Source organism: Pseudochryseolinea flava, assembly GCF_003286915.1.
GTDB classification, from domain to species: Bacteria; Bacteroidota; Bacteroidia; order Cytophagales; family Cyclobacteriaceae; genus Ohtaekwangia; species Ohtaekwangia flava.
The window spans coordinates 433,590-455,809 of record NZ_QMFY01000001.1; the positions used below are offsets into that span (position 1 = coordinate 433,590).

A 22,220-nucleotide genomic window follows, 5' to 3' on the forward strand; every position below is an offset into this window, starting at 1 on the left:
TAGATCGTTTCAACGATAAAGTACGAAACCTGATGCGCCAACCTCGCCAAACTTTATGACGAAATATTTATGGAATTCTACAAGGTTATGCATCTTCGTAGCATCAAATCCATCGATATGAAATTATTTCTAATCGCAATCATCTTTTTTATGGCAAGCTCCAATGTTCTAGCGCAAAACGACGATGCATCGTGGGGAAAAGATTTTACCATCACATTTTCTTTCACCGGAAGTATGGATGGGAGTCAAACAAAACTAACGTTCACGTACGACTCCATGATTTATACACGAAATTCAGGAATGACGGCACCGAAAACAGATCTGCATACAATGACTGCTTCGGATCGGACAATGATCATCAAAAAAATGAAAGCGCTAAAAATTAAAGAGGTTACTTCCGAAAGTAACATGGCGCCTGTGAATGATGGGTGGTCGGAAATGCTTTGTTATGGAAGTCATTGTATTCAAGGCGGAACCTCCGCAAAGATGACTGAGAAGAACAAACAAATATTTTCGGAAGCGTGCGAATTCTTACAAACATTTGCCAACGGAAAAAGTAAATCAAAATAAACGATCAATGTTCGATCTTCTCATTGAGAACATCAGGCGACGCGACGTGAAATTAACTCCGCGTCACATCGACACGATCAAATCGCTGTTCGTTCATAAAAAACTTAGAAAGCACCAATACATTCTTCAAGAAGGAGAGATCGCGACGCATGACAATTTTTTAATTAAAGGTCTTGCAAAAATGTATCGCGTTGACGAAAAGGGACAAGAACACGTTTTACGATTTACACCAGAAGAGTGGTGGGCAGGAGATCTGGCTAGCTTCCTGAGTCAACAGCCTACTATTTATAATGTTGATTGCGTAGAAGACACCGAAGTTCTTCGCATTAGCGCCAAGGATCTCGAAGTACTATTCAATAAAATCCCGGAGATGAACAAATACTTCAGGTTGCTTTATCAACGATCAATAATTTCTTACAGCAACAGACTCACATCCAATCTCAGCAAATCCGCCAGCGAGCGCTACAGTGAATTCATTCAGCAATATCCACTAATTGAACAACGCGTGCCGAATCATTTAATAGCATCCTACTTGGGAATCACCCCACAGAGCCTAAGTCGAATACGACGTCTACAAACAAAACGAAAAGTATAATCAACAGGATATCGTTTTTTCAATCAGAAAAAACATTACCCTATGTTAACGAAATTAGTTAACACACGCGCTTCAACTTCACGCTCACATTCTCGTTCATTTGTACCATCGATAGGCACTGACTAACACTTCTTTCGTGCCCATCACAAAGGTCTATTTAAAATTAAACAGAAATGAAAACATCTAAGATTTCAGACATTAGTCTGCTGATTCTTCGCGCTTCGTTAGGAATTATTATCGCAGCACACGGCGCACAAAAATTACTCGGCTGGTTCGGAGGATTTGGTTTCGATGCATCGATGGCATTCTTTACTAACACAATCGGGCTACCCTATGTACTGTCGCTTCTTATTATTCTGGCCGAAAGTATTGGCATGATTGCCTTAGCACTTGGATTGTTCAGTCGTGTATTTGCTGCATCCTTGATCGCCATCATGCTTGGCGCAATATTGACGACGCATGGTGAATATTTTTTTATGAATTGGTTTAACGCGCAGCCCAGCGAAGGCTTTGAGTTCCACATTCTAGTCATCCTCTTATCACTGGTCGTCGTATTAAATGGCGGTGGATCCTACTCCCTTGACGCGGTCATTCACGCGAAAATATCTACTAAACGAAAACTGGCGGCGCTTTTCTATTGAAGAAAAGCTGATCCTTTATTCCACGAGCAGAGAAAAATTATTCCCCATGGCAATAATTTTTCTCCGATTGTATGCATGATCGGTGATTATGATTTTTGATTAAAAGAAAATTTTATGAACACAGAAGGTCATGCAACAAAAAAAGTAACCGTTGTTGGTTTAGGACAGATGGGATCAACACTTGCCAAACTTCTCCTACAATCGGGTTATAACGTAACCGTTTGGAATCGTACACAAACTAAAGCTGAAGCATTAATACAAGCTGGCGCGCATTATGAAGCTAATGTATCGAGTGCGATAAAACGCAGCGACGTTATTGTCGTGTGCGTTTCCGATTACGCGACAACCCATACCATTCTCGCAGGTACCGACAAGGAAGTATTTTTAGGAAAAATATTCATTCAATTGACAACAGGAAGTCCACAAGAAGCTACCACAAGCTCCACATACTTCACCGAACGACATGCGCAATATCTTGACGGTGCCATTCAAGTTGCTCCAGACCAGATGGCAAAACCTGATACGACCATCTTCATTTCCGGTAATAGTTCAGCATTTAACCTCGTCAAGGAATTGCTCTCCGTATTCGGTGGGAACATTAAATATCTTGGCGAAAAAGTAAGTGCCGCCTCAGCAATGGATCTTGCTTCCTTATCTTATTTATATGGAGCACTCTTGGGCTTCTTTCACGCGGTGCAAATTGCAGATGTCGAAGGATTTAATATCGAGCTATTGGGTGAAGTTGTAAAAGACGTCTCACCTGGTTATGCTGAATTCATGGCTTATGAATCAAAAGTGATACAGTCTAAAAACTTCGAGATCACGCAAAGTCCACTTGCTATTAGTGTAGACGCCACAGAAAGAATACACCAGGCTTCACTGTCCTATGGAATTAATACCGAGTTGTCGCAGCTTATGGCTAGTTTTCTAAAACGCGCGAATGATGCTGGATTAGCAAGGCAGGAGCTTGCTTCTATTGTGAAAGTTTTCAACGCTCATCGGAATTAAGAATTCAAAAAACTGATCATTCCAAAATACCACGCGCCGGGATCGAGGTTCCGACGCGTGGTATTTTCGTTATCGAATAGCACGAAGCACCTTCATTGTCTCGTCTGCCTTCTTAACATGATCCTTATGCTGTATGCCCCACCGATCTAACATCGCGATAATGGGCAGAATCGTTTTGCCAAATTCCGTGAGCGAATATTCGACTTTTGGAGGAAGGCCAGGATAAATCTTTTTGCTCACAACGTTATAGCTCTCAAGTTCGCGAAGCTGCATATTCAATACACGCGGTGTAGCTGTTGGTATTGCACGATGAATTTCACTCGGCCGCAGACTACCACCCTTATTGATAAAATCAATCAAACATGGTTTCCATTTACCACCAAATATTTTCATAGACACCTCGATTCCACAATCGAGATCTTCTGGTTTCTTTTTGCTATACATGTAACAAATGTTTCAATACAAACCGATATCTGCAACCCAGGGCATAGGGAATAATTTTTCCCTACCGCAATAATTTATCCCTGATTGCGCAACCCAGGAGCCCTTGCCAGTTTTACAAAAACATCACAACTCATGGAAAAGATCACTAATCCCCTACTGTTCAAGGGAAATCGCGTCCGCATAATTACAACGGTGGCACTACTGGCGTCAATCGTGTTTTTTATGCGACAATACCATCACCTCTTTCAGTTCACACCTGCTGCACTTGGAAAATATTTCGACGTGAAGTGGTTGTTGTATGGCCACATCGTTCCAGGAAGTATTGCATTACTCACAGGACCATTTCAATTTATAACGGCAATCAGGGCAAAATATGAATCGTTTCACAACTGGGTGGGACGAGTTTACATACTCGCCATCCTTGTCTCCTTTATCTGTGCTACGTCGCTAACATTTATTACGACAGACCAAGTAAGCAAACTGTACACAGTATCGCTGTGGTTTCTACTTTTTATATGGATCACATCGACAGCCTTAGGCTATTGGACTATCCTAAAAAGAAAAATCATTGAACATGAAGAATGGATGGTACGAAGTTACCTCACGACATTTGCTTTTATAATCCAAAACTATGTATTGAAAATTCCTGGGTTATATTCACTTGGAAGCTTCACCGACGTATCACCCCATATTTTTTGGTTCTCGTGGGCTATTCCGCTTTTCATTTACCAAGCCTACCTCACCGTGAAGAGAACGCTTTAGGTGCAACTATGAAATAGCTAAGACGTTGTATCATTTTTTTGATGTCGCTTTCTGAGTCTGCTCAAAAATTCGGGCGATATACCGAGATACGAAGCAATGTAATGCTGCGGAACACGCTGGCTGATGGTTGGATATCGCTTCGTAAAAGCAATGTATTTGTCCATGGCGGTATCCGACATTGTTTTGAACAAACGGGTTTGAACTACCGTAAGATGTCTTTGGATCATCAATCGAAACATGCGCTCCAATTTCGGCACACGTCTTAGCAATTCCTCTTTTGATTTTCGTGACAACAAAAGCATCTCACAATCTTCCAGTGTTTCAATAAACATATTGCTTGGAGATTGTGTCTCAAAGCTCGTAATGTCGCTTACCCACCAATCTTCCACGGCAAATTCCATCGTTAACTCGACGCCCTTCTTGTCGATAAAATATTCCCGAATACATCCTTGATTGATATAACCTTCGAAGTCACAAATATCACCCGCACGCAACAGCATGGTCTTTTTCGGGATAACACGACGCTCAAGGCACTGGTCCACAACACTTAATTCTTCTGAAGTGAGCTGGACAAATCTCGCGATGTAGCGGTGAATATTTTGGTGCATAAATCTTCAATCGTGAACATTTCTTGATCTAGTTCAATGCTTTTCCTTCAGGAACATTCGAGTTTCGCGAAGAAAAACAGTTGAAATACCTGATAACCGATGACAAATCAAAATACAGCTACTGCTATCAATCAAATTCTCACCACCGTCGAAACACTCATTCCAACATACATGGCGGATCCGCTCGATCGTACCATTTCAAATGGTAATCTCGCCATTTGCATTATTGATGAACAAGGATTGGTGCATGGACGAATGTATGGCGTCGATAAACCACGCTTGCGCCATTCTTATCGCGTTGCTTGGACAAAAGCAAGTCAAGTTTGGCTCACGGGAATAAAAACCGGAGAGTACGAACGCAGATTATTCAACGGTGAATTTTCCGAAAATGCAAATGGCATAGAAGCACCAGATCTCATCGGATGGGTAGGGGGGCAACCTGTTACACTTTCGAATGGAACAACACTCGCTATCGGATTCAGCGGCTTCCGCGGTACCACAGATTTAGACATTGTCGTTCGCGCTATTCAAGCTAATAACCTTTAACATCAATATAACTACGCATGAACTACTTCGCATCTTCAAAGCGCTATCAAGACATGACATACCGTCGCTGTGGAAAAAGTGGATTACTCCTTCCAGCGTTGTCGCTGGGGCTATGGCACAACTTCGGACAGATTGATAGTCTTGACAACGCACGAAACATTCTCCGTCTTGCATTCGACAATGGCATTACACATTTCGATTTAGCCAATAACTATGGTCCTCCTGCGGGATCAGCAGAAGAAACATTCGGAACCATCTTCAAAAGCGATTTCAAAAACTATCGCGACGAACTCATCATCTCGACAAAAGCCGGATGGAAAATGTGGGATGGACCTTACGGTGATTGGGGATCAAAAAAATATCTCGTAGCAAGTTTAGATCAAAGTTTACAACGCATGGGGTTAGACTACGTGGACATTTATTATCATCATCGTCCTGATCCCAATACACCGTTGGAAGAAACAATGTCTGCTCTTGATCTCATTGTCCGTCAAGGAAAGGCACTATATGTCGGCATATCAAGTTATAGCCCATCAGAAACATCGCATGCTGCCGATCTCCTCAAGCAATTAGGAACACCTTGTGTAATTCATCAACCAAAATATTCAATGTTTGATCGATGGATTGAAGGGGGGCTACTTGATGTTTTAGAACAGAAAGGTATAGGCTGCATTCCGTTCTCGCCACTGGCGCAAGGACTCCTTTCCAATAAATATCTCAATGGTATCCCTAAAAATTCACGCGCCGCAAGTCATCGTGGTAATGGTGCGCTCGAAGAAGATCAAATTTCAGAAGAGAAAATACAGAAAGTTAAACGCCTCAATGAAATCGCGATGAAACGCGGTCAAAATTTGGCACAGATGGCACTCGCATGGATTCTCAAAGATCAACGTATCACCTCAGTATTGCTCGGCGTAAGTAGGCCTGAACAATTAACGGATTCATTAAAAAGTCTAGCGAACATTTCATTTACAAAAGACGAACTGGAATCCATCAATACAATTTTGAAATAAAAATTAAAACAGAGCACGTGATAGTTACGCGTGCTCTGCCATCACAAAATTTACAGATGGTGATTGGAAAAACTTTTCTTTCAAAGCATATCGATTGGCCTCATCACTAGACGAATGAATTCGGCATAAATAAGACCGCTTGACCTGCTACTTACAACCTAACAAGCAGCCATTAGAACAAAGTTATTTTTCTAGATTTTGCTTCATTCGCTTAAAACATAAAGCAGTTATGGTTAAATAATTCATCGTCGTTGATCAAGCAGATCAACTTTCGTAAATTCATCGATCTAATTCCGTTAACCAAACTCGACTGCTATGAAAAAATATTCATTCCTAAAGATTCTCATTGTTGAAGATGATGAAACCAATCAGTTGATTGTTCAAAAGAAATTAGACTCTGTGGGCATTCGTCATGAAACAGTGAATAACGGGGTCGAAGCAATCAAAGCGCTCAAAACACACGACTTCGATTTCGTGTTAATGGACATCAACATGCCTGAGACCGATGGACTAGATGCTGCACGATGGATTCGTGAAGAACAAGACGAATACTCTCGTACTGTTCCAATTTTCGCATTGACGTCGTATGATACAAAAGCTCACACAGTAGAAATCAAAGAGGCTGGTATGAATGAGCATTTACCGAAGCCGCTGGATCTTTTCGAACTTGGAAAACTAATCGAAAAGTATTTTTGGAATAAAGTTGAAAACAAATAGTAATAAAAGCACGCATCACATCCTTGAAGCGAAAATGAATCATTCAGGGAGGTAAATATTGAAAGTAGCACCCTCACCCAACATACTTTCCGCTTCAATAAATCCATTATGATTTTCGACAATCTTCTTTACGATAGCGAGTCCAACGCCAGTTCCTGAATATTCATGGCGACCATGAAGTCGTTGGAAAACTTCAAAGATTTTGTCTTTGTATTTATTATCGAATCCGATGCCGTTGTCGGCTACGATGATATGCGTGTAAAAATGATCCGGTGCTAAAAATTTATCCTTTAATAAAGCGCCTGGAATATGTGGCGTAGCCGTAATTGCAATTTTTGAAGTCCTGTCTTTTTTCGAAAACTTGATCCCATTGCTTATCAAGTTGTACATCACTTGTCTGAATTGAAGCGGAATTATTCTCACCACTGGCAAATGTCCAAATTCTATAATGATGTTGTTTTCAACGAGCGATTCTTGAAAATCATTACGCACTTCTTCGACGATCAAACTGAGTGACACTTCTTCAAATTCGGGTTCGACTTTACTCGTTCGAGAATACGCCAATAGATCTTGAATCAAATTCTTCATTCTATTTGCCGCATCTTGCATGCGATTAAAATAATCTTGCCCTCTCTCTGAGAGATTTTCTTTCTCTTTAATTCGCGAAGCAAATGTCTGTATTTTCCGAAGTGGTTCCTGTAAATCGTGACTTGAAACATAGGCGAATGACTGCAGCTCAGCATTCATTTTCTCAAGATCTCTATTCTTAAATTCAAGCTCACGCGTGCGCTCAAACACTTGCCGTTCTAATTCCGCGGTAAAACTTTTTTGAATTGCTTCTTGCTGCTTTTGCTCAGTAATATCGCGCAATGTACCCACCATGCGAATTGGAGCGTGTTGATCATCAAAAAATACCTTCCCCTTGCCTTCCATCCAATGCGTAGTACCGTCATTCCAAATTAAGCGTGCCTCGTAGTGTAGGATACCCGTTGCAAGTGCTCTTTTATATGCCGCTTCTCTTACGGGCATGTCATCGGGATGAATATGTTTGAGAATCTCCGCGTGCGTTAGTGATACCCTTTCTTGGTAGCCTAAGATCTGCAAGTATCGATCCGAATAGCTAATTTCTTGATTTACGAAATTTACCTCCCAAATACCTAACTCACTTGCATCAATCACAATGTTTAATCGTTGTTGACTCTCCTCAATACGTTTCCTGGCTTCTACTTTTTCTGTTACATCATTCACCGTAATCATGATTCCCCAAACGTTACCTGACACATCATGCAACGGTGTATATTCGAAATCAAGATAAAACATTTTGATACCATCATCTCCATGTACCAACGCTGGAGCCTCTTTCTCATTATGAATGATTCCCGTTGTATAAACTCGTCTTAGCAGGGCTGGATATTTCTGATCATTCAGTTCCGGAAAGACTTCAAGTATTTTCTTACCAACAACATCGTCAGGATTCTTTCGCCAAATTTTTTCGAACATTACTTTGTTGGCAACCTCTACAACAAAGTCCTCACCTTTGAAAATAGTCATGGGGATCGGCGACATCATCACCAGATCTTTAAACTTCTTTTCGCTTTCTTGAATTTTGAATTTATCAGCAATCTGATCCGTGACTTCCGAAGCCACCGCGATTACACCCGATATCGCACCGTTGTGCTCCCGTAGTGGGTGGTAAACAAAATTAAAATATCGCTCTTCAATGATGCCACGACGAAGCAAATTCACTTTAAACTCTTTTCCGTAGTAGGGAACTCCACTTTCCATCACCTGCATCAGCAATGGTCCTATGGTTGATTCTATTTCCGGAAGTATTTCGAAGAAAGGTTTATTGAGTACAGTTTCCTCGTGCTTATCGATTAGTTCAAGATACGTTTCGTTGGCCATCTCAACAATGAACTTCGGGCCACGAAAAATAACAATACCGATTGGCGCTTGATATACGATGTCGCGAAACTTGTTCTCGCTTTTCTCAAGTCTCTGTGTGTTCAATACCTTCTCAGTAGTCTCATGACAGATCACGAGAACACCGCAGACTTTTCGATCTACATCTGGAATGGGACTGTAGCTAAACGTCCAATAAATATCTTCGATTCTTCCGTTGCGATAGAAAGGTACGAGCAAATCTTCACGCCATATCGCTTCGCCACTTAAAGCCTGATCAATCAGGGGCTTGATGATCTCCCATATTTCTGACCATCCTTCACTACCACGACTTCCCAAAATAGAAGGATGTTTACCATTTACACCCAGGCTTGGTTTGAATGCGTCGTTGTAAAAACAAGTAAGTTCAGAGCCCCAAAACAAAAACATCGGAAATTTTGAATGCAGCATCAATTCCACCATTGTGGTAAGCATGGGTGGCCAGTGCTCACGCGCGCCAACAGGTGTGCTAGACCAGTCTTTACTGTAAATAAGATCTTGCATTTTCTGATTCATCGCCGAAGGTCACGTTAAGGTCTGATCACAAATTTATCCAATGCTACGCTTCCGTCGTTCTTAAAATCGTGATCAAGGACTTTACTGATTACTTTCTTAAGGTTGGTGAAATCGTCGGGCTTGCGAACGTACAAGTGAGCGCCCTTACTGTGAAGAAGTTTGACAACATCAAGATCAAAAGAGGTCGAAAAGATGACGACGGGCAATTCGTCGATGCGCGAATCTTTCTTGATCTCCTTGAGACAGTCGAAGCCGTTCTTCCGTGGCATATTTAAATCTAAAAAGAGAATGTCGGGTAGTGACGATGTCTTGGCAAGAAAGCTCAATAATTGTTCGCCATCATGAACGAGCGACAATTTCGACTGAAAAGGAAGTTCGGCTAATGCATCTTCAAACAGAAGGCAATCGTCCCGATCATCATCGGCAAGAAGTACATTTATTGGATTGCTCATCGGAAGATTTGCAGCAAAAAGATTTATGTCATCACCCTCGGGCACAACTAGCGAAGGCGCCACGTGATAACAGTGGGCCAAGGTAGTTATTTAGCTGCACTTCACAAATGAATGAACTACTGGTTTTTCATAGGCAGATCAGCTTTTACGATGCTTTTGAATTCAGTAATTTTTCGGCTCAATATTTCAAATGAATACAAAAATCCTCCTCTCTTCCAGTGCAATCGTTGTTGGCGTATTAGGACTCATCTGCAGTTTTGCACCACAGGAACTTCTTGCCAGCTTTGGTCAGCAAAGTGTTGACCTATTACCAACCATGATCCAGCTTCTCGGCGCCGCATATCTTTCGCTTGCCATCTTAAATTGGATGTCTAAAGGAATCATCATTGGAGGTATCTATGCAAGACCATTAGCACTCGCAAATTTTCTTCACTTCACCGTCGGTGGACTTGCACTCGCAAAATCATTGACCTACATCAGAACGGACGGATACGTGATCTACATACTCACCGCACTCTATTGCGTTTACGCGTTATGGTTTGCACGCGTACTTTTTACCCATCCGCTTAAAGCCGAATCAAAAACTTAACAATAAAAAAACAGGACCGAAACTTCTGTCCCGGTCCTGCTCCTTACTAATCTACTTCTTGAAATCGTTTATCGCCACACATTCTAACAATTTTCGGCATAAATGACCCCAGCACTTCGACAAGATCTTTTTGATGATCCATCACCTGATGAATATCCTTATACGCCATCGGGGCTTCATCTAGCCCGGCGCCAATTAGTTCAACACCCGCTGCTTTCAAAAACTTGTTCACCGTACCCTGCAAAATTGTTTGCTTTGCCTTGGTACGCGACATTGTTCTTCCTGCGCCATGCGATGCAGAATTGATTGATGCAGCAAGTCCTTTACCACGTACAATAAATCCAGGGGTCGCCATCGATCCAGGAATAATTCCGAGAACGCCTTTACCCGCAGGTGTTGCTCCCTTACGATGCACGATCAATTCATCACCCTGCGCATCTTTTTCCTTCCAAGCAAAGTTGTGATGGTTCTCGATCATCGCTAGCGGCGTAGTTCTAAGTCCTATCGCAATTCGTTCATGAATTTGATGATGGCAAGCCGAAGCATAATCACCAGCAAGATTCATCGCTAACCAATATTCTTGTCCCGCTTCGCTATCAAGATCTAACCAAGCTAAATGCTTTGCTACCTGTGGAAGCTTGCAAGTATTCATCGCTATTTGCGTGTAGTGCCGCGCGATATTTGCACCTAAACCTCTCGATCCCGAGTGCGATAACAAGGCAAGATAAATCCCTGGTGAAAGGTTAAATTCATTTATGGCATTCGTGATTTCCACTACCCCAAATTCAACGAAGTGATTACCACCACCTGAAGATCCGATTTGTTGCCACGCACGATCCTTTAAAGAACGAACAATCTCCAATTCAGAAAACTCTTTTCTCTCGAAGATCGCATGATCTTTAGGTCTCTTGAAAGTGGCTACACCAAATTGCGTATTGTTCAACAATATCTTTTTGAATTCATCTACGCGTGTTTCTAGTTGCGATGGTGGAATATCATAAATCGTCATGCACATTCTGCATCCGATATCAACGCCTACGCCGTAAGGTATCACCGCATTCCGCGTAGCCAGCACACCACCAATCGGCAATCCATAACCTTGATGTGCATCTGGCATCAACGCACCGGCTACCGTCACGGGAAGTCGCATCGCCGTTTCCATTTGGTCTAACGCACCTTGCTCAATAGCTTCAGCGCCATAAATCTGATAAGGCATTGCCGAGGCATGGAGTTCTTTCACATCAATGGCCGGCTTTTGCAACGCAACGGCTACTGGGCCAAATGTTTCGTCATCAATGAAAGCCTCCGTATTGGCAACGATCTTTTTCAGTATCTGGATTTTCTCCACTAATGGCGCAGTCGAATATTTTTCTTCTATCAACGTCAACGCTAACCCCAACGCATTCCCTTCCGGAAAACCTATTGCCAGCAAGTCATGTCCTGTCAATTTCATTTTGTAATATTTTTGTAGGCACCCAGCAAATTTACGCTAGGTGCCTGATGTAAAATTATTTTCTAGGGATAAAGATCTCTTTTAATTGGTCAACAATTTGCGTACCGCCAGACAAAGAGATCGTGTTGATTTTGTCGGCAATCTTTTCCACGTATTCCATTTCTTTCAATTTAAATAACATGGCGTTGTCCTCCATCAACTTCGCGGTATTCAGCAAGCTTCGCGTAGACGCTGTTTCTTCACGACGCATAATCACGTTGGCTTCCGCTTTTTTCTGCGCGACCAACACTTGATTCATGATCTCTTTCACCTCGCCTGGCAAGATAATATCACGCACGCCGCAATCTCGAATTTGTACGCCTAGGCGATTCGTCTTGTTCTTCAAGGTTTCGATCACGTAACCAGCGATAGCATCTTTTTTCTCAAGCAGATCATCCAGCGTATGCGTGCCCACAATTTCTCGCAGTGCAAGTTGCATCAAGATATAAAGCTGCTTCTCGTAGTCTTTGTTATCTACAAGTGCTTTCTCAATGTCAACAACTTGATACTGCGCAAAAAAGTTAATCCGCAAAGCCGCCTTGTCCTTCGTAAGCATTTCTTGCCCAGAAATCTCGAGCTGCAATTGCCGTAGGTCAATCTTCACCACCGTAATCACTATGGCATTATTCCAGAAGTAATACAGCCCGGTGTCGAGTACTTTAATCAACTTACCATCAACCATTAAAATTCCTTTCTGGAATGATTCGACTGTAAATACACGGACAAATGGCGCAAACTCTTTTCGTGGCAACGTCGCCACATCGATCGCTTCATTAATATCGACTTTGGTTAAATCCGCTTTCACAAAATCATACTTCGTAACACCCTTCCAGAATGCGTATCGTCCTGCTGTTAACACCGTTTTAAAATTTCCGTTCTCATGCTGCAACACAATTTCATTATCGCGAACCTCAACAACGATCAGCAACTCGGCTAATGCCGCGTCACGCAAAAGTATATTTAAATCAATCGGCGATTGAAAAGGTTTTGTAAGATCGTATTGGTATACCGTCTCATTCAGCATCAACCAATGAGCACCTTCCGATAACACGCGTTTATAGTTTTCGTTTTTGAATACTAAACCTACTCTGCCAGTTGTAATCCTGATCCTTTTCATTTTTTTAACATTTTACTTTATCTATCTCATTATCGTTTAGACGACTATGATTCTGTTTTAAAAAAAGGTAATCCGGTGTATGTCATCAAATGAATACGGAACGCTGATTTAGAAAGGTTTGTCTGAAAAAGTTTCATCACCGTATCATCACGTAAACAAGTGTCTTACGCAGAAGGCGACGTCGATAAAAGTTTTCCGCGTCACCTTTCGGTATCCTCACCGATCTAGTTTTCAAATGATTGATGGTGTATTTCCGCAGGCGGCATGAGATACATACATCAAACACACTCCGAACTACCTTCAAGAGTGACCATTTTAGAAGGGGTCGCCTTCTGCTGGGTGGATAAAAGTCCACTGCTCTACCGTTGAGCTACCACTGTTCAGGTGGGTAGGATTCGAACCTACAACGTCAACCTACTGCTCTACCAAATGAGCTATCTCACTTAAAGCGAGAGAAGGATTCGAACCTCCTGCACGTAGATGGTTGAAACAACATCGCACTAAGCAGCATATTGAGAAGCATTGCCGTCAATACTATGGCGCAAAAAAAAACGCACATCAGGTCTTAGTGTCCTGTCTTTCTTCGCTTTCACGTTCCTTTTGAATCGTGAAAGATTTTTCGCCGGCATTATTTGCACGACGTTGTGACTCTACCTGGATTCGAACCAGAATTCCCTCTCGGGCAACAAGGCTATAAATGCGCTTCCTTACTTTGTTTCTCCGAGCGACATTTCAGTGCATCTGCAAACGCTAGCCACTACTACGCGAAGTTGTAGCGGCGTATTACCTGTACACTATGGAACGTACTTTTACCATAGACTTTTCCTTTTAAGCTATAGAGCCATTTACAATACCATTCCGTTTGAATGATGACTCAAAGGTGAACCCCTTCTACGCAGTCTTTTTGCGCAGTGAATATTTTTTAGTTTTTTTATCAAAATTCTTTTTATGCCCGTCAATAGGAACGCCCTGATTCGTTATCGAACCATAGACAACTGCCTGAGAAACAGACAACGCCGTTGGACGCTAGAAGACTTGATAGAAGCGTGCTCTGAAGCACTTTACGAATATGAAGGTATTGACAAAGGCCTAAGCAAAAGATCTGTCCAGATGGATATTCAAATGATGCGCAGCGACAAACTCGGATACAATGCGCCCATCATCGTGCTTGAAAAGAAATACTATACTTACGACGATCCCGACTATTCGATCACCAACATTCCTTTAACAGATCAAGATCTCAATAAGCTTACTGAAGTGGTTGAGATTTTACGGCAGTTTAAAGGATTCAGTCATTTCCAAGAACTGAGTGGAATGGTGCAACGACTTGAAAACAAAATTCATTCCGCCAAAACGAAGCAAGAACCCATAATTGATTTTGAAAAAAATGAAAACTTGAAGGGCCTTGAGTACATCGAAACATTATATCAGTCCATCATTAATAAGTGCGCAATTGAAATTGTATATCAATCATTCAAGGCACGAAGCGCCAATACTTTTAACTTCCACCCTCACTACCTGAAAGAATATCGGAACCGATGGTTTGTTGTGGGCGTAAAAAAGAAGAACACACCGATCATGGTTCTTGCATTGGATAGAATCATTTCCGTTTCACCTTGCGCGCTTAAGTATGTTTCAAACCAAGTTAGTTTGCCAGAATATTTTAATGACGCACTCGGTGTAACGATAAATGTTAACGCAAGAGTTGAAAACGTTGTGCTGCTAGCAGACCATGAAACAGCGCCCTACATCGCAACGAAGCCGATCCATCACTCACAAGAAAAAATATCCAGCGATGCGAGTGGCGTAGTGTTCGCATTAAAAGTGCAAATTAACCCCGAACTTGAAAGGGAAATACTCGGTTTTGGCTCACGTGTTAGAATATTGGCTCCCGAGAAACTAAAAAAGCGCATCACTGGAATTTTCGCCGATGCCTTAGAATCGTACATGCACGAGTTCAGTCCGATAGCGCTCACTAACGCCGCGCAAAAATTAATTCATCGAGGATCCTCTATCATCAATCATGTATTCAACCGTAAAGAGGTGAACTACATGCGCACTGCCATCTACGAGTATTTTAAGAAAGCAGCGCTTCCAACCGACACCCATGCCGTTAGAAATCTATTTCAAGAAATTCCTGCATTAAATTTTTTGCTGCAGCACACCAATATCAAAACCATTTTAGACGCTGTAGCACCCAATCTTCGTTTAACGAAAGCCATCTACTTTGACAAAACACCCACTAGCAACTGGTACGTAACTTGGCACCAAGACATCATCATCAATGTGTCAGAAAAAATTGAAACGGAAGGGTTCACGGGTTGGACAAAAAAATCCGGCGTCCATGGTGTGTGCCCTCCTGATGAAGTTCTTAAAAATACCCTTACGATCAGAATACACCTTGATGACACAGATGAAAATAATGGTGCACTGAAAGTACTACCCGGATCACATCATAAACGATTTACAGACGAAGAGATTTCAACGATCACGAAGAACAGTATACCCAACGTTTGTGAAGTGAGAGCTGGTGGCGTTCATTTAATGCGTCCGTTGATTTTACACGCGTCGTCGAAAGCCACCTCCCAAAATCGGAGACGCGTTCTTCATCTCGAGTTTAATACAATGACGCTACCAAATGGCTTACAGTGGGCAGAACAAGAATAATCCTAAAAAAGTGAACGACGTCGGATGCCTTGATAGATGAACAACCCAAATGTTCCCCACACGAGGACATGACCGATAATCATTACAATTAACACATCGGTATCGCTATGAATCACAAAATCTTCGAGAAGCGGCTTCATCACGAATAGGAAAAACATCATGCAAGCTTTTAAATAGTCAAGTGTATTCTTTTCTGATTTAGAGAAGAAATAGATCGTATAGACAACGCCGACAGAAAATAGTGATATCACCAAGATCTGGTCTGCACCTGTGAGATGAAGTATCTTAAACAGTACGCCAATGATGAGTGCCGTAAAACAGAGCTGCATATATCTAAAGAACTTGGACTTACGAAGCGCGCTGTTTTTTAACATCATGACAAAAGCAAGAAACTGCGCTAGCGATAACGCATCAAATGAAGCGGGCCTATCGTCATTCGTAGGCAACAAAAATGTATCTACCAAACCGAATATCGCAAGTAATACTATTAATACAAATAGAAACTTATTCATCATCTTTTATCAATCGTTTCACCTTTATGTTCTTCGATTCTTTATACCCTCTTGCCAAATCGAAATTCAGTTGTGCTTGTAACCAAAACTCCGGCGTTGTATCAAATGCTTTGCTAAGCTTAAAAGCCATCTCGACAGAAATCGAATACTCTCCTTTAATAACGGCGTAAAGATTTTTCCGCGCCACACCCAATGCCTCGGCCACCTCGGTTATCGTTAAATGATGAGGCTTGATATAAAGCTCATCGAGAATTTGACCGGGGTGGCTTGGACTGTGTATACTGGGCATAAATGCTTATTTAAGGTCCTGTCTATAATTGAGGCGGCGTATCTCTCCGTCTACAAATTGAAATGAAAAAGTGCCCAGACCTTGAACGTAGAGACGATAACTCTCTCCGTCTTCTTCAAGGGTGCTCACTTTTGAAATGGTAACGTCACCAAGATCTTTTGCCGCATGCATGATGGAAAGCCATAGTAATAAAGATTTTTTCAACGTAGCCGAAAGACCGCGCGATGTACCTTTATCGAAAAGGTTCTTCAATTCACTATGTTTAATGGATGCGATCATCACGCAACTTTATACTTTGTTGACAACCCGTCAACGGATTTTTACGTTAGGGTCACAAAAGTAAAAAATAAATATTGTTACCCGTTAGGTAACAAATAAAAAACTTCACTACGTTTGTATCGTTAAAATAAAAAACATGACACCGAATACTACCATTCAAAATTCCCCCAGACACGAAGCGATTCGCTTTACTGTCATAGGTGGTTATTGGACGTATTTTCCGGGGCTAATGTATTAGACTAGATTCACTTGTATCTATAGAGCCCCGAGATTTCTTGGGGCTTTTTTATTGACCAAGCTTTTCCATCCCTACTCTTCATTATTTGATGAGGTGGAATTGCTTTGCCAAAAGAATAACGTACAAATGATGATGACCAATAATGCGTCAATCACAAATTGAAACGAAACTTTTTTGAATGAAATAACATGAAACAAACTTCATAAAATTTTAGCACCCGAATGTTCCTTGGTGGCGAATGTCAATTTTCATTGACGTTGAGGCAGGTTCAATTCCAGCCGGGTGGGTTCTTAAATATTCTTCTTACAGGGTGTGGCGTAGTTGGTCGAGCGCGCTTGCATTGGAAGCAAGAGATCGGAGGTTCGAATCCTTCCACCCTGACAAATATTTGTATTGCTCGATAAAGTTCCGGAGAGTAGCCCGTAAGTGGAAGCGGACCGGTCTGTAAAACCGATGCTTTTAAGCCTTGGGTGTTCGATTCACCCCTCTCCGACACAACCACGACTCACGTTCTGATTGGATTTGATGCTCATCACGAATTCCAGAATGCCGTTGTGCATTAGTCAGGCTTCCGAAGAAATTCGTGAAGCCTTTTGGCATGTTATTTTGGCTTCACCTCTAAAAGACAACATGAAAAAAGAAAAGAACAAGCAACCATCTTTGGACAAAAAGACAACTGCACTTAACAAGATGCCTGATCCAGATATCAATCCAGGTGAAGGAAAAAAAATCTCTGACACGCTTCGTCAGTACCCAAAGAAAATCGGAAAACATGGAATAGACGACGAGCGTACGTTGAATCCTGAAGAATAATTAATCCATCGGGAATGCCATCGTACTCATCAATGCATTCTCCGCTTGGCGTGAATCCAATCGTGTGTGCTGTACAACGATAGGCCTATCCGCCGTAATGACCGACGCATAATCCGTATCCGTGGGTATAGGTTGAGGATCGTACAAGTCATTAAATCGAACATGCTTCGTCCGGCGTCCTTCTACTTTTACTTTGTATGGACCGACTGGATCTTTATCAGCGAAATAAATTGTGATTTCGACATGAACAGCTTCTTCGTTTGTGTTGAGTATGCATGCCGTTTCATGACTCGTCATTTGTGGTGATGGACCGTTACTCCTCGATGGAATGTATCCTTCCGGAATAGCCCAAACTTTATGTCCAATAGCTGTTTTCATAGTCACTTACGTTCATCGTTTCTATCCGTAGATTTTTTTGCAGGCGGTGCTCCGGCCTTTACCCCTTCATATCCACCCATTTGCGGAAGCTCATTCAGGTAACTCAAATCTTTCCCCGTTGACGAATCCTGGAGATCCTTTCGAATTTCTACGGCCTCTTTCTTCGGTAAACTCGTATTGCTTTTACTTTTTTTCATACGCTATACATCAAAAAAGAAATGCCATCACATCTTTAACCACGCTCGCCAGTTTCTTCGAACAGATTTTTTCATCAACTCCGGGGCATGATTCTTACTTGATTCAATCACATAATCTACCTCGTCAGTGATCGCACTATAGGTAAGCCTGGACTCAACAATTAACACCGCCGCACTAAAGAAAAGAAATACAGATCCGATCAGCCCAAGTGCTGTAGGAATCCAGGTAAATCGAATATGTGTTATCGACACGATTCCGATTGCTAAACTCGTAGAAATAAAAATACCCAGACTCAAATAAAGGGTAGTCATCGCCCTCGTAAGCAACTTACTGCGTCTTGCACTTTTGCGAAGGAGCGTGTACAGAATTCTTCTTTTCCGTTCGTTATCAGATTCCTTATCACTGCTCTTTTCGATCTTCATGAATTCTTCGGAGATTTTACGCACGCGCTCAATCACGCGACTCAATCTTTGAGATGTTGTCATGATGAGCGAACCACTTGCCAAAATCAACACGGCCGGCGTAATCATACTCGACAAAATTCCAAGCATTGGTGTAGCGTCATTCATGGGGATGATAATAAGGTGTGACAACGATTCCAGCCAATTCGCGTTGTGCCGTAATGACACGACTAAATTGTACGATCACTGGAACACTTGATACAAGCACAAACGAAAACGGGGTATCCAACGGAATGGGTAGCGGATTGATTAGATCGTTAAATCTGATCTTCCTGAGCCTCTCCGATTTTACAACTATGCTCTTTACATCCATTTCACGATCATCCTCATAAAAAATGCTGATCGCTATATCGGCATCGCGATTCGTCATATTGAGAATGGAAATTTTATCATGACTTGTAAACATGGGCTCAGGTCCATGAGAATTTAGCGGAATACGTCCTGCCGAAAAACTCCATATCGTTTTACCGTGCATCATTTCTCAAAGACTTCTTTTAAGTGGTTGTTCATGTAAAAACCATTGGGATCGATCTTTTTTCGCAACGCATGAAATTCATTCCATCGTGGATAAAGTTTTTGCAACTGTGTTGATCGCATGTTATGCTTCTTAGCCCAATGCGGCCGCCCTCCGTACGCAATAAAGATCGGTTCGATATCATTGAAATACGCTTCGTATGGTAAACCCGCATTATGATGCAACGAAATAGAAATACTATCACGCCCTTGATGCGGACTTAGATAATTTTCATCCGCTGCGATTGACCTCACTAAAATCCTCCACGCAACATTTTTACGATGTCGTGCTTTCACACGCTTTCGAACTTCTTCGAAACACGATAACCCTGCCTCCCAAGGCAAAGCATATTCCATCTCATCAAATTTTAAAGTTCGCTTCTTCGGTAAAATCTCGCCTACATTTCCCGCTTCATCTTTTCGACAGTAGTACGAAAAATGAAATTGGTCTGTACCTTTTCCTGGTTCATTCAAAATTCGAATCTTCGTTTCGTCACTCCTCGGGTACCAGTAGAAATCAACATTTCTATTTACATTCGCGAGTTGTTCAAAGTTTTCAACGCACGTATTTGTATCCGTGAACATTTCAGTGCGATGTAGTTGGAACAATGGCACAACTGCCACGGTAATTTCCGTAAAAATTCCAAAAGCTCCCAACGACACACGCATCGCTTTCATCACATCAGCATTTTTGTCGTCATTAAAATCATGAACGTCGCCTTTATAGTCGATCATTCTTACACCTTTCAATACCGCAGCAAGGTTTTGCAACCTCCTTCCGCTTCCATGTGTTCCTGTCGAAATTGCGCCCGCTAATGTTTGCACGTCGACATCTCCCGTGTTAAAAAGTGCCAGATTATGCTGCTGTAGTAACATATTCGATTCATGTACCGTTGTGCCTGCATAAAGCGTAGCCGTTCCATTATGATGAATATTTTTAATTCCCTTCATTTGATTTAGATGGACTAATAATCCATCGGTTTCTACCAAAGGAGAGGATGAATGCCCTGCCGCTGCAAGCTTTATTTTTCCGCCCTTCGCAGATTGTCGCGCCACAATGTCTCTCAAATATTCCTCATGATCGGGTGTCACAAATTGTGCAGGCGAAAATTTCAGTGAACCACTCCAGTTTTCCCATTCCATCATGTCGTATACTCTTAAAATTGAATGCCTAATCAGGAAAACCAACTGGCGACAATAATGACTCATTTGGTACAAGTTTATTAGGATCTCAAATGATGACACGATGGTTTAAAAATGCGATTGTCTATTCGTTAGACGTAGAAACTTATCTCGATTCCAACGGTGATGGTGTGGGCGACTTTCAAGGACTTATTTCCAAGCTCGACTACCTTTCCGGTCTGGGCATCACATGCATTTGGCTGTTGCCATTCTTCCCATCGCCCAATCGAGACAATGGCTACGACGTGAAAGATTATTACAGCGTTGACAGTCGCCTTGGTGATCTTGGCGATTTCGTTCAGTTCATGTCCAAATGCCACGACCTCGGCATTCGCGTGATCATCGATCTTGTTATCAATCACACATCGATAGAGCATCCTTGGTTTTTAGACGCAAGAAAAAGTAAAGATTCCCCTTATAGAAGTTTTTACATTTGGTCAGATCGTCCGCTGCCGTTTAAGAAAAAAGAAATCGTATTCCCAGGAGAAGAAGACCAGGTGTGGACGTACGATGATGCTGCGCAACAATATTACTTCCATCGTTTCTATGCAGAACAACCAGATCTAAACATTGCCTGTGAACAACTGCGCAAAGAAATTCTGCGCATTGTTGAGTTCTGGCTCTACTTGCGGGTAGACGGATTTCGAATTGATGCCGCAGAACGCGTCATAGAGCTCGACGGTGCAAGTGGCAATCAACGAAAAATGCTAGATGATTTTTTTGAAACGCTACGGTCATTCGTCGCTTCCAAAAATCCAGATGCTGTATTGCTTGCGGAAGCAAACGTCGCTCCGAAAGATATCGGCTTATATCTGCGAAGAAACCAACGCATGCATATGTTGTTTAACTTCTACATCAACCAACATATATTTCTGTCGCTGGCAAAAGGCGATGCGAAAAGTTTACGCGCTGCATTTGAAAAATTACCGTTGTGCGATGATCAACAGCAATGGTTAAATTTTTTGCGTCACCACGATGAACTGACATTGACATTGCTTTCAGACGAACAAAGAGCGCTCGTGTTTTCCCAGTATGCACCACAAAAAACAATGCGCATATACAATAGAGGTATCCGACGACGTCTCGCGCCTATGGTGGCAAATGATCCGCGTCTATTGCATTTATGTTACAGTATCCTATTTGCATTGCCGGGCGCAGTGTTACTCCGTTATGGAGATGAGATCGGTATGGGCGATAATCTCAACTTGGATGGACGCGTCTCCGTGAGAACGCCTATGCAATGGTCGTCTTCTCATAATGCAGGATTCTCGACAGCAAACGCGCGAAAAATTGTCCATCCTATCATCAAGGAAGGCGAATATTCCTTTACCAGGATCAATGTACTTGCACAACAACGCGACCCCAATGCCTTGTTGAATTTCATTGAAAGAATGATCACCACGCGAAAACAGACTCCTGAAATTGGAATAGGAAAATACAGCTTCTCTAAAAATACGCCATCAGGGATACTCGCACATACATGTGAACATGACAATGTGAAGATGTTTTTCTGTCACAATTTCAAAGACGAAGTTACAACGTTAGCGCTATCCGACTTTATACCAGAGCATAGCGCAGTATTCGAAATACTTTGCGACGGTGAAAGCGCGGTTCACGACGGGTTGATCATCCTCGACGGCTTTGGGTTTATATGGCTTCGTGTTGAAAACAAAATTTAA

Annotated in this window: 26 protein-coding genes and 3 tRNA genes; 14 read left to right on the forward strand and 15 right to left on the reverse strand. The window is 42.0% G+C overall.

Going from position 1 to position 22,220, the window contains the following annotated elements:
- Positions 1–117 precede the first annotated feature (117 nt).
- The 4 genes from DQQ10_RS01960 (at position 118) to DQQ10_RS01975 (ending at position 2,814) form a co-directional block, all read left to right on the forward strand.
- Complete coding sequence (locus DQQ10_RS01960) at positions 118–570, forward strand: hypothetical protein (RefSeq protein WP_133259507.1); 453 nt, start codon at positions 118–120, stop codon at positions 568–570.
- A 7-nt stretch (positions 571–577) separates the two neighbouring features.
- On the forward strand, positions 578–1,165 hold the full coding sequence (locus tag DQQ10_RS01965; RefSeq protein WP_112745113.1) for a Crp/Fnr family transcriptional regulator: 588 nt from the start codon (positions 578–580) through the stop codon (positions 1,163–1,165).
- 173 nt (positions 1,166–1,338) lie between these two features.
- Positions 1,339–1,806 (forward strand): DoxX family protein, encoded by a 468-nt coding sequence (locus tag DQQ10_RS01970; protein ID WP_112745114.1) that lies wholly within the window; start codon positions 1,339–1,341, stop codon positions 1,804–1,806.
- Between the two features lie 114 nt (positions 1,807–1,920).
- Positions 1,921–2,814: an NAD(P)-dependent oxidoreductase gene (locus tag DQQ10_RS01975; protein WP_112745115.1), complete on the forward strand. Its 894-nt coding sequence runs from the start codon at positions 1,921–1,923 to the stop codon at positions 2,812–2,814.
- 69 nt (positions 2,815–2,883) lie between these two features.
- On the opposite strand, the gene DQQ10_RS01980 is transcribed toward DQQ10_RS01975, so the two are convergent.
- Entirely contained in the window at positions 2,884–3,258 is a 375-nt protein-coding gene (locus tag DQQ10_RS01980) for a winged helix-turn-helix transcriptional regulator (RefSeq protein WP_112745116.1), read from the reverse strand.
- Between the two features lie 132 nt (positions 3,259–3,390).
- Between DQQ10_RS01980 and DQQ10_RS01985 the strand changes: the two genes are divergently transcribed.
- Complete coding sequence (locus tag DQQ10_RS01985) at positions 3,391–4,020, forward strand: DUF2306 domain-containing protein (protein ID WP_112745117.1); 630 nt, start codon at positions 3,391–3,393, stop codon at positions 4,018–4,020.
- A gap of 17 nt (positions 4,021–4,037) precedes the next feature.
- Here the strand turns inward: DQQ10_RS01985 and DQQ10_RS01990 are convergent, their stop codons facing one another.
- Complete coding sequence (locus DQQ10_RS01990) at positions 4,038–4,628, reverse strand: Crp/Fnr family transcriptional regulator (protein WP_112745118.1); 591 nt, start codon at positions 4,626–4,628, stop codon at positions 4,038–4,040.
- Between the two features lie 99 nt (positions 4,629–4,727).
- On the opposite strand from DQQ10_RS01990, the gene DQQ10_RS01995 reads away from it, so the two are divergent.
- The 3 genes from DQQ10_RS01995 (at position 4,728) to DQQ10_RS02005 (ending at position 6,904) form a co-directional block, all read left to right on the forward strand.
- Positions 4,728–5,174: a GlcG/HbpS family heme-binding protein gene (locus DQQ10_RS01995; RefSeq protein WP_112745119.1), complete on the forward strand. Its 447-nt coding sequence runs from the start codon at positions 4,728–4,730 to the stop codon at positions 5,172–5,174.
- 17 nt (positions 5,175–5,191) lie between these two features.
- Positions 5,192–6,187 (forward strand): L-glyceraldehyde 3-phosphate reductase, encoded by a 996-nt coding sequence (mgrA, locus tag DQQ10_RS02000; RefSeq protein ID WP_112745120.1) that lies wholly within the window; start codon positions 5,192–5,194, stop codon positions 6,185–6,187.
- Positions 6,188–6,502: 315 nt separating this feature from the next.
- Positions 6,503–6,904, forward strand: coding sequence for a response regulator (locus DQQ10_RS02005; protein ID WP_112745121.1), 402 nt, complete (start codon positions 6,503–6,505; stop codon positions 6,902–6,904).
- A gap of 39 nt (positions 6,905–6,943) precedes the next feature.
- Here the strand turns inward: DQQ10_RS02005 and DQQ10_RS02010 are convergent, their stop codons facing one another.
- Complete coding sequence (locus DQQ10_RS02010) at positions 6,944–9,361, reverse strand: PAS domain-containing protein (RefSeq protein ID WP_112745122.1); 2,418 nt, start codon at positions 9,359–9,361, stop codon at positions 6,944–6,946.
- A gap of 14 nt (positions 9,362–9,375) precedes the next feature.
- A complete protein-coding gene (locus DQQ10_RS02015) occupies positions 9,376–9,876 on the reverse strand; it encodes a response regulator (RefSeq protein ID WP_245970233.1) in 501 nt (166 codons plus the stop codon).
- A 127-nt stretch (positions 9,877–10,003) separates the two neighbouring features.
- On the opposite strand from DQQ10_RS02015, the gene DQQ10_RS02020 reads away from it, so the two are divergent.
- Entirely contained in the window at positions 10,004–10,402 is a 399-nt protein-coding gene (locus DQQ10_RS02020; protein ID WP_112745123.1) for a hypothetical protein, read from the forward strand.
- Positions 10,403–10,448: 46 nt separating this feature from the next.
- Here the strand turns inward: DQQ10_RS02020 and DQQ10_RS02025 are convergent, their stop codons facing one another.
- From DQQ10_RS02025 to DQQ10_RS27840, 3 genes are all read right to left on the reverse strand, one after another.
- Positions 10,449–11,855 carry an RtcB family protein gene (locus DQQ10_RS02025; RefSeq protein ID WP_112745124.1) on the reverse strand — a complete coding sequence of 469 codons (1,407 nt, stop codon included), beginning with the start codon at positions 11,853–11,855 and terminating at the stop codon, positions 10,449–10,451.
- Positions 11,856–11,910: 55 nt separating this feature from the next.
- Positions 11,911–13,011 (reverse strand): slipin family protein, encoded by a 1,101-nt coding sequence (locus DQQ10_RS02030; RefSeq protein WP_112745125.1) that lies wholly within the window; start codon positions 13,009–13,011, stop codon positions 11,911–11,913.
- A gap of 382 nt (positions 13,012–13,393) precedes the next feature.
- Positions 13,394–13,454, reverse strand: a tRNA-OTHER gene (locus DQQ10_RS27840).
- A 505-nt stretch (positions 13,455–13,959) separates the two neighbouring features.
- Here DQQ10_RS27840 and DQQ10_RS02035 point away from each other — a divergent pair.
- Positions 13,960–15,678 carry a phytanoyl-CoA dioxygenase family protein gene (locus tag DQQ10_RS02035; protein WP_112745126.1) on the forward strand — a complete coding sequence of 573 codons (1,719 nt, stop codon included), beginning with the start codon at positions 13,960–13,962 and terminating at the stop codon, positions 15,676–15,678.
- 2 nt (positions 15,679–15,680) lie between these two features.
- On the opposite strand, the gene DQQ10_RS02040 is transcribed toward DQQ10_RS02035, so the two are convergent.
- From DQQ10_RS02040 to DQQ10_RS02050, 3 genes are read right to left on the reverse strand one after another with little or no spacing between them, the layout of a single operon-like run.
- Positions 15,681–16,193: a GldL-related protein gene (locus DQQ10_RS02040; protein ID WP_112745127.1), complete on the reverse strand. Its 513-nt coding sequence runs from the start codon at positions 16,191–16,193 to the stop codon at positions 15,681–15,683.
- A complete protein-coding gene (locus DQQ10_RS02045) occupies positions 16,183–16,479 on the reverse strand; it encodes a HigA family addiction module antitoxin (RefSeq protein ID WP_112745128.1) in 297 nt (98 codons plus the stop codon). The genes DQQ10_RS02040 and DQQ10_RS02045 overlap by 11 nt, the downstream gene beginning before the upstream one ends.
- 6 nt (positions 16,480–16,485) lie before the next feature.
- Positions 16,486–16,758: a hypothetical protein gene (locus DQQ10_RS02050; RefSeq protein ID WP_112745129.1), complete on the reverse strand. Its 273-nt coding sequence runs from the start codon at positions 16,756–16,758 to the stop codon at positions 16,486–16,488.
- 544 nt (positions 16,759–17,302) lie between these two features.
- Here DQQ10_RS02050 and DQQ10_RS02055 point away from each other — a divergent pair.
- The 3 genes from DQQ10_RS02055 to DQQ10_RS02060 all read left to right on the forward strand — a co-directional run bounded on the left by DQQ10_RS02055 (position 17,303) and on the right by DQQ10_RS02060 (position 17,809).
- Positions 17,303–17,377 (forward strand) — tRNA-Pro (locus DQQ10_RS02055).
- A 28-nt stretch (positions 17,378–17,405) separates the two neighbouring features.
- A tRNA-Tyr gene (locus DQQ10_RS27845) sits at positions 17,406–17,489 on the forward strand.
- Between the two features lie 137 nt (positions 17,490–17,626).
- A complete protein-coding gene (locus DQQ10_RS02060) occupies positions 17,627–17,809 on the forward strand; it encodes a hypothetical protein (protein WP_133259508.1) in 183 nt (60 codons plus the stop codon).
- Here the strand turns inward: DQQ10_RS02060 and DQQ10_RS02065 are convergent, their stop codons facing one another.
- From DQQ10_RS02065 to DQQ10_RS02085, 5 genes are read right to left on the reverse strand one after another with little or no spacing between them, the layout of a single operon-like run.
- Positions 17,810–18,187, reverse strand: coding sequence for a sensory rhodopsin transducer (locus tag DQQ10_RS02065; protein ID WP_112745131.1), 378 nt, complete (start codon positions 18,185–18,187; stop codon positions 17,810–17,812).
- A 2-nt stretch (positions 18,188–18,189) separates the two neighbouring features.
- Positions 18,190–18,384 carry a hypothetical protein gene (locus DQQ10_RS02070; protein WP_112745132.1) on the reverse strand — a complete coding sequence of 65 codons (195 nt, stop codon included), beginning with the start codon at positions 18,382–18,384 and terminating at the stop codon, positions 18,190–18,192.
- Between the two features lie 27 nt (positions 18,385–18,411).
- Entirely contained in the window at positions 18,412–18,954 is a 543-nt protein-coding gene (locus tag DQQ10_RS02075; RefSeq protein WP_112745133.1) for a DUF2721 domain-containing protein, read from the reverse strand.
- Positions 18,947–19,324 carry a sensory rhodopsin transducer gene (locus tag DQQ10_RS02080; protein ID WP_112745134.1) on the reverse strand — a complete coding sequence of 126 codons (378 nt, stop codon included), beginning with the start codon at positions 19,322–19,324 and terminating at the stop codon, positions 18,947–18,949. Before DQQ10_RS02080 ends, DQQ10_RS02075 begins: the two co-directional genes overlap by 8 nt.
- Positions 19,321–20,505, reverse strand: a complete 1,185-nt coding sequence (locus tag DQQ10_RS02085; protein WP_165823771.1) for a D-arabinono-1,4-lactone oxidase — start codon at positions 20,503–20,505, stop codon at positions 19,321–19,323. Before DQQ10_RS02085 ends, DQQ10_RS02080 begins: the two co-directional genes overlap by 4 nt.
- An 89-nt stretch (positions 20,506–20,594) precedes the next feature.
- Between DQQ10_RS02085 and DQQ10_RS02090 the strand changes: the two genes are divergently transcribed.
- The gene (locus tag DQQ10_RS02090; RefSeq protein WP_112745136.1) at positions 20,595–22,220 is read left to right on the forward strand and encodes an alpha-amylase family protein; all 1,626 of its coding nucleotides are present in this window, start codon (positions 20,595–20,597) and stop codon (positions 22,218–22,220) included.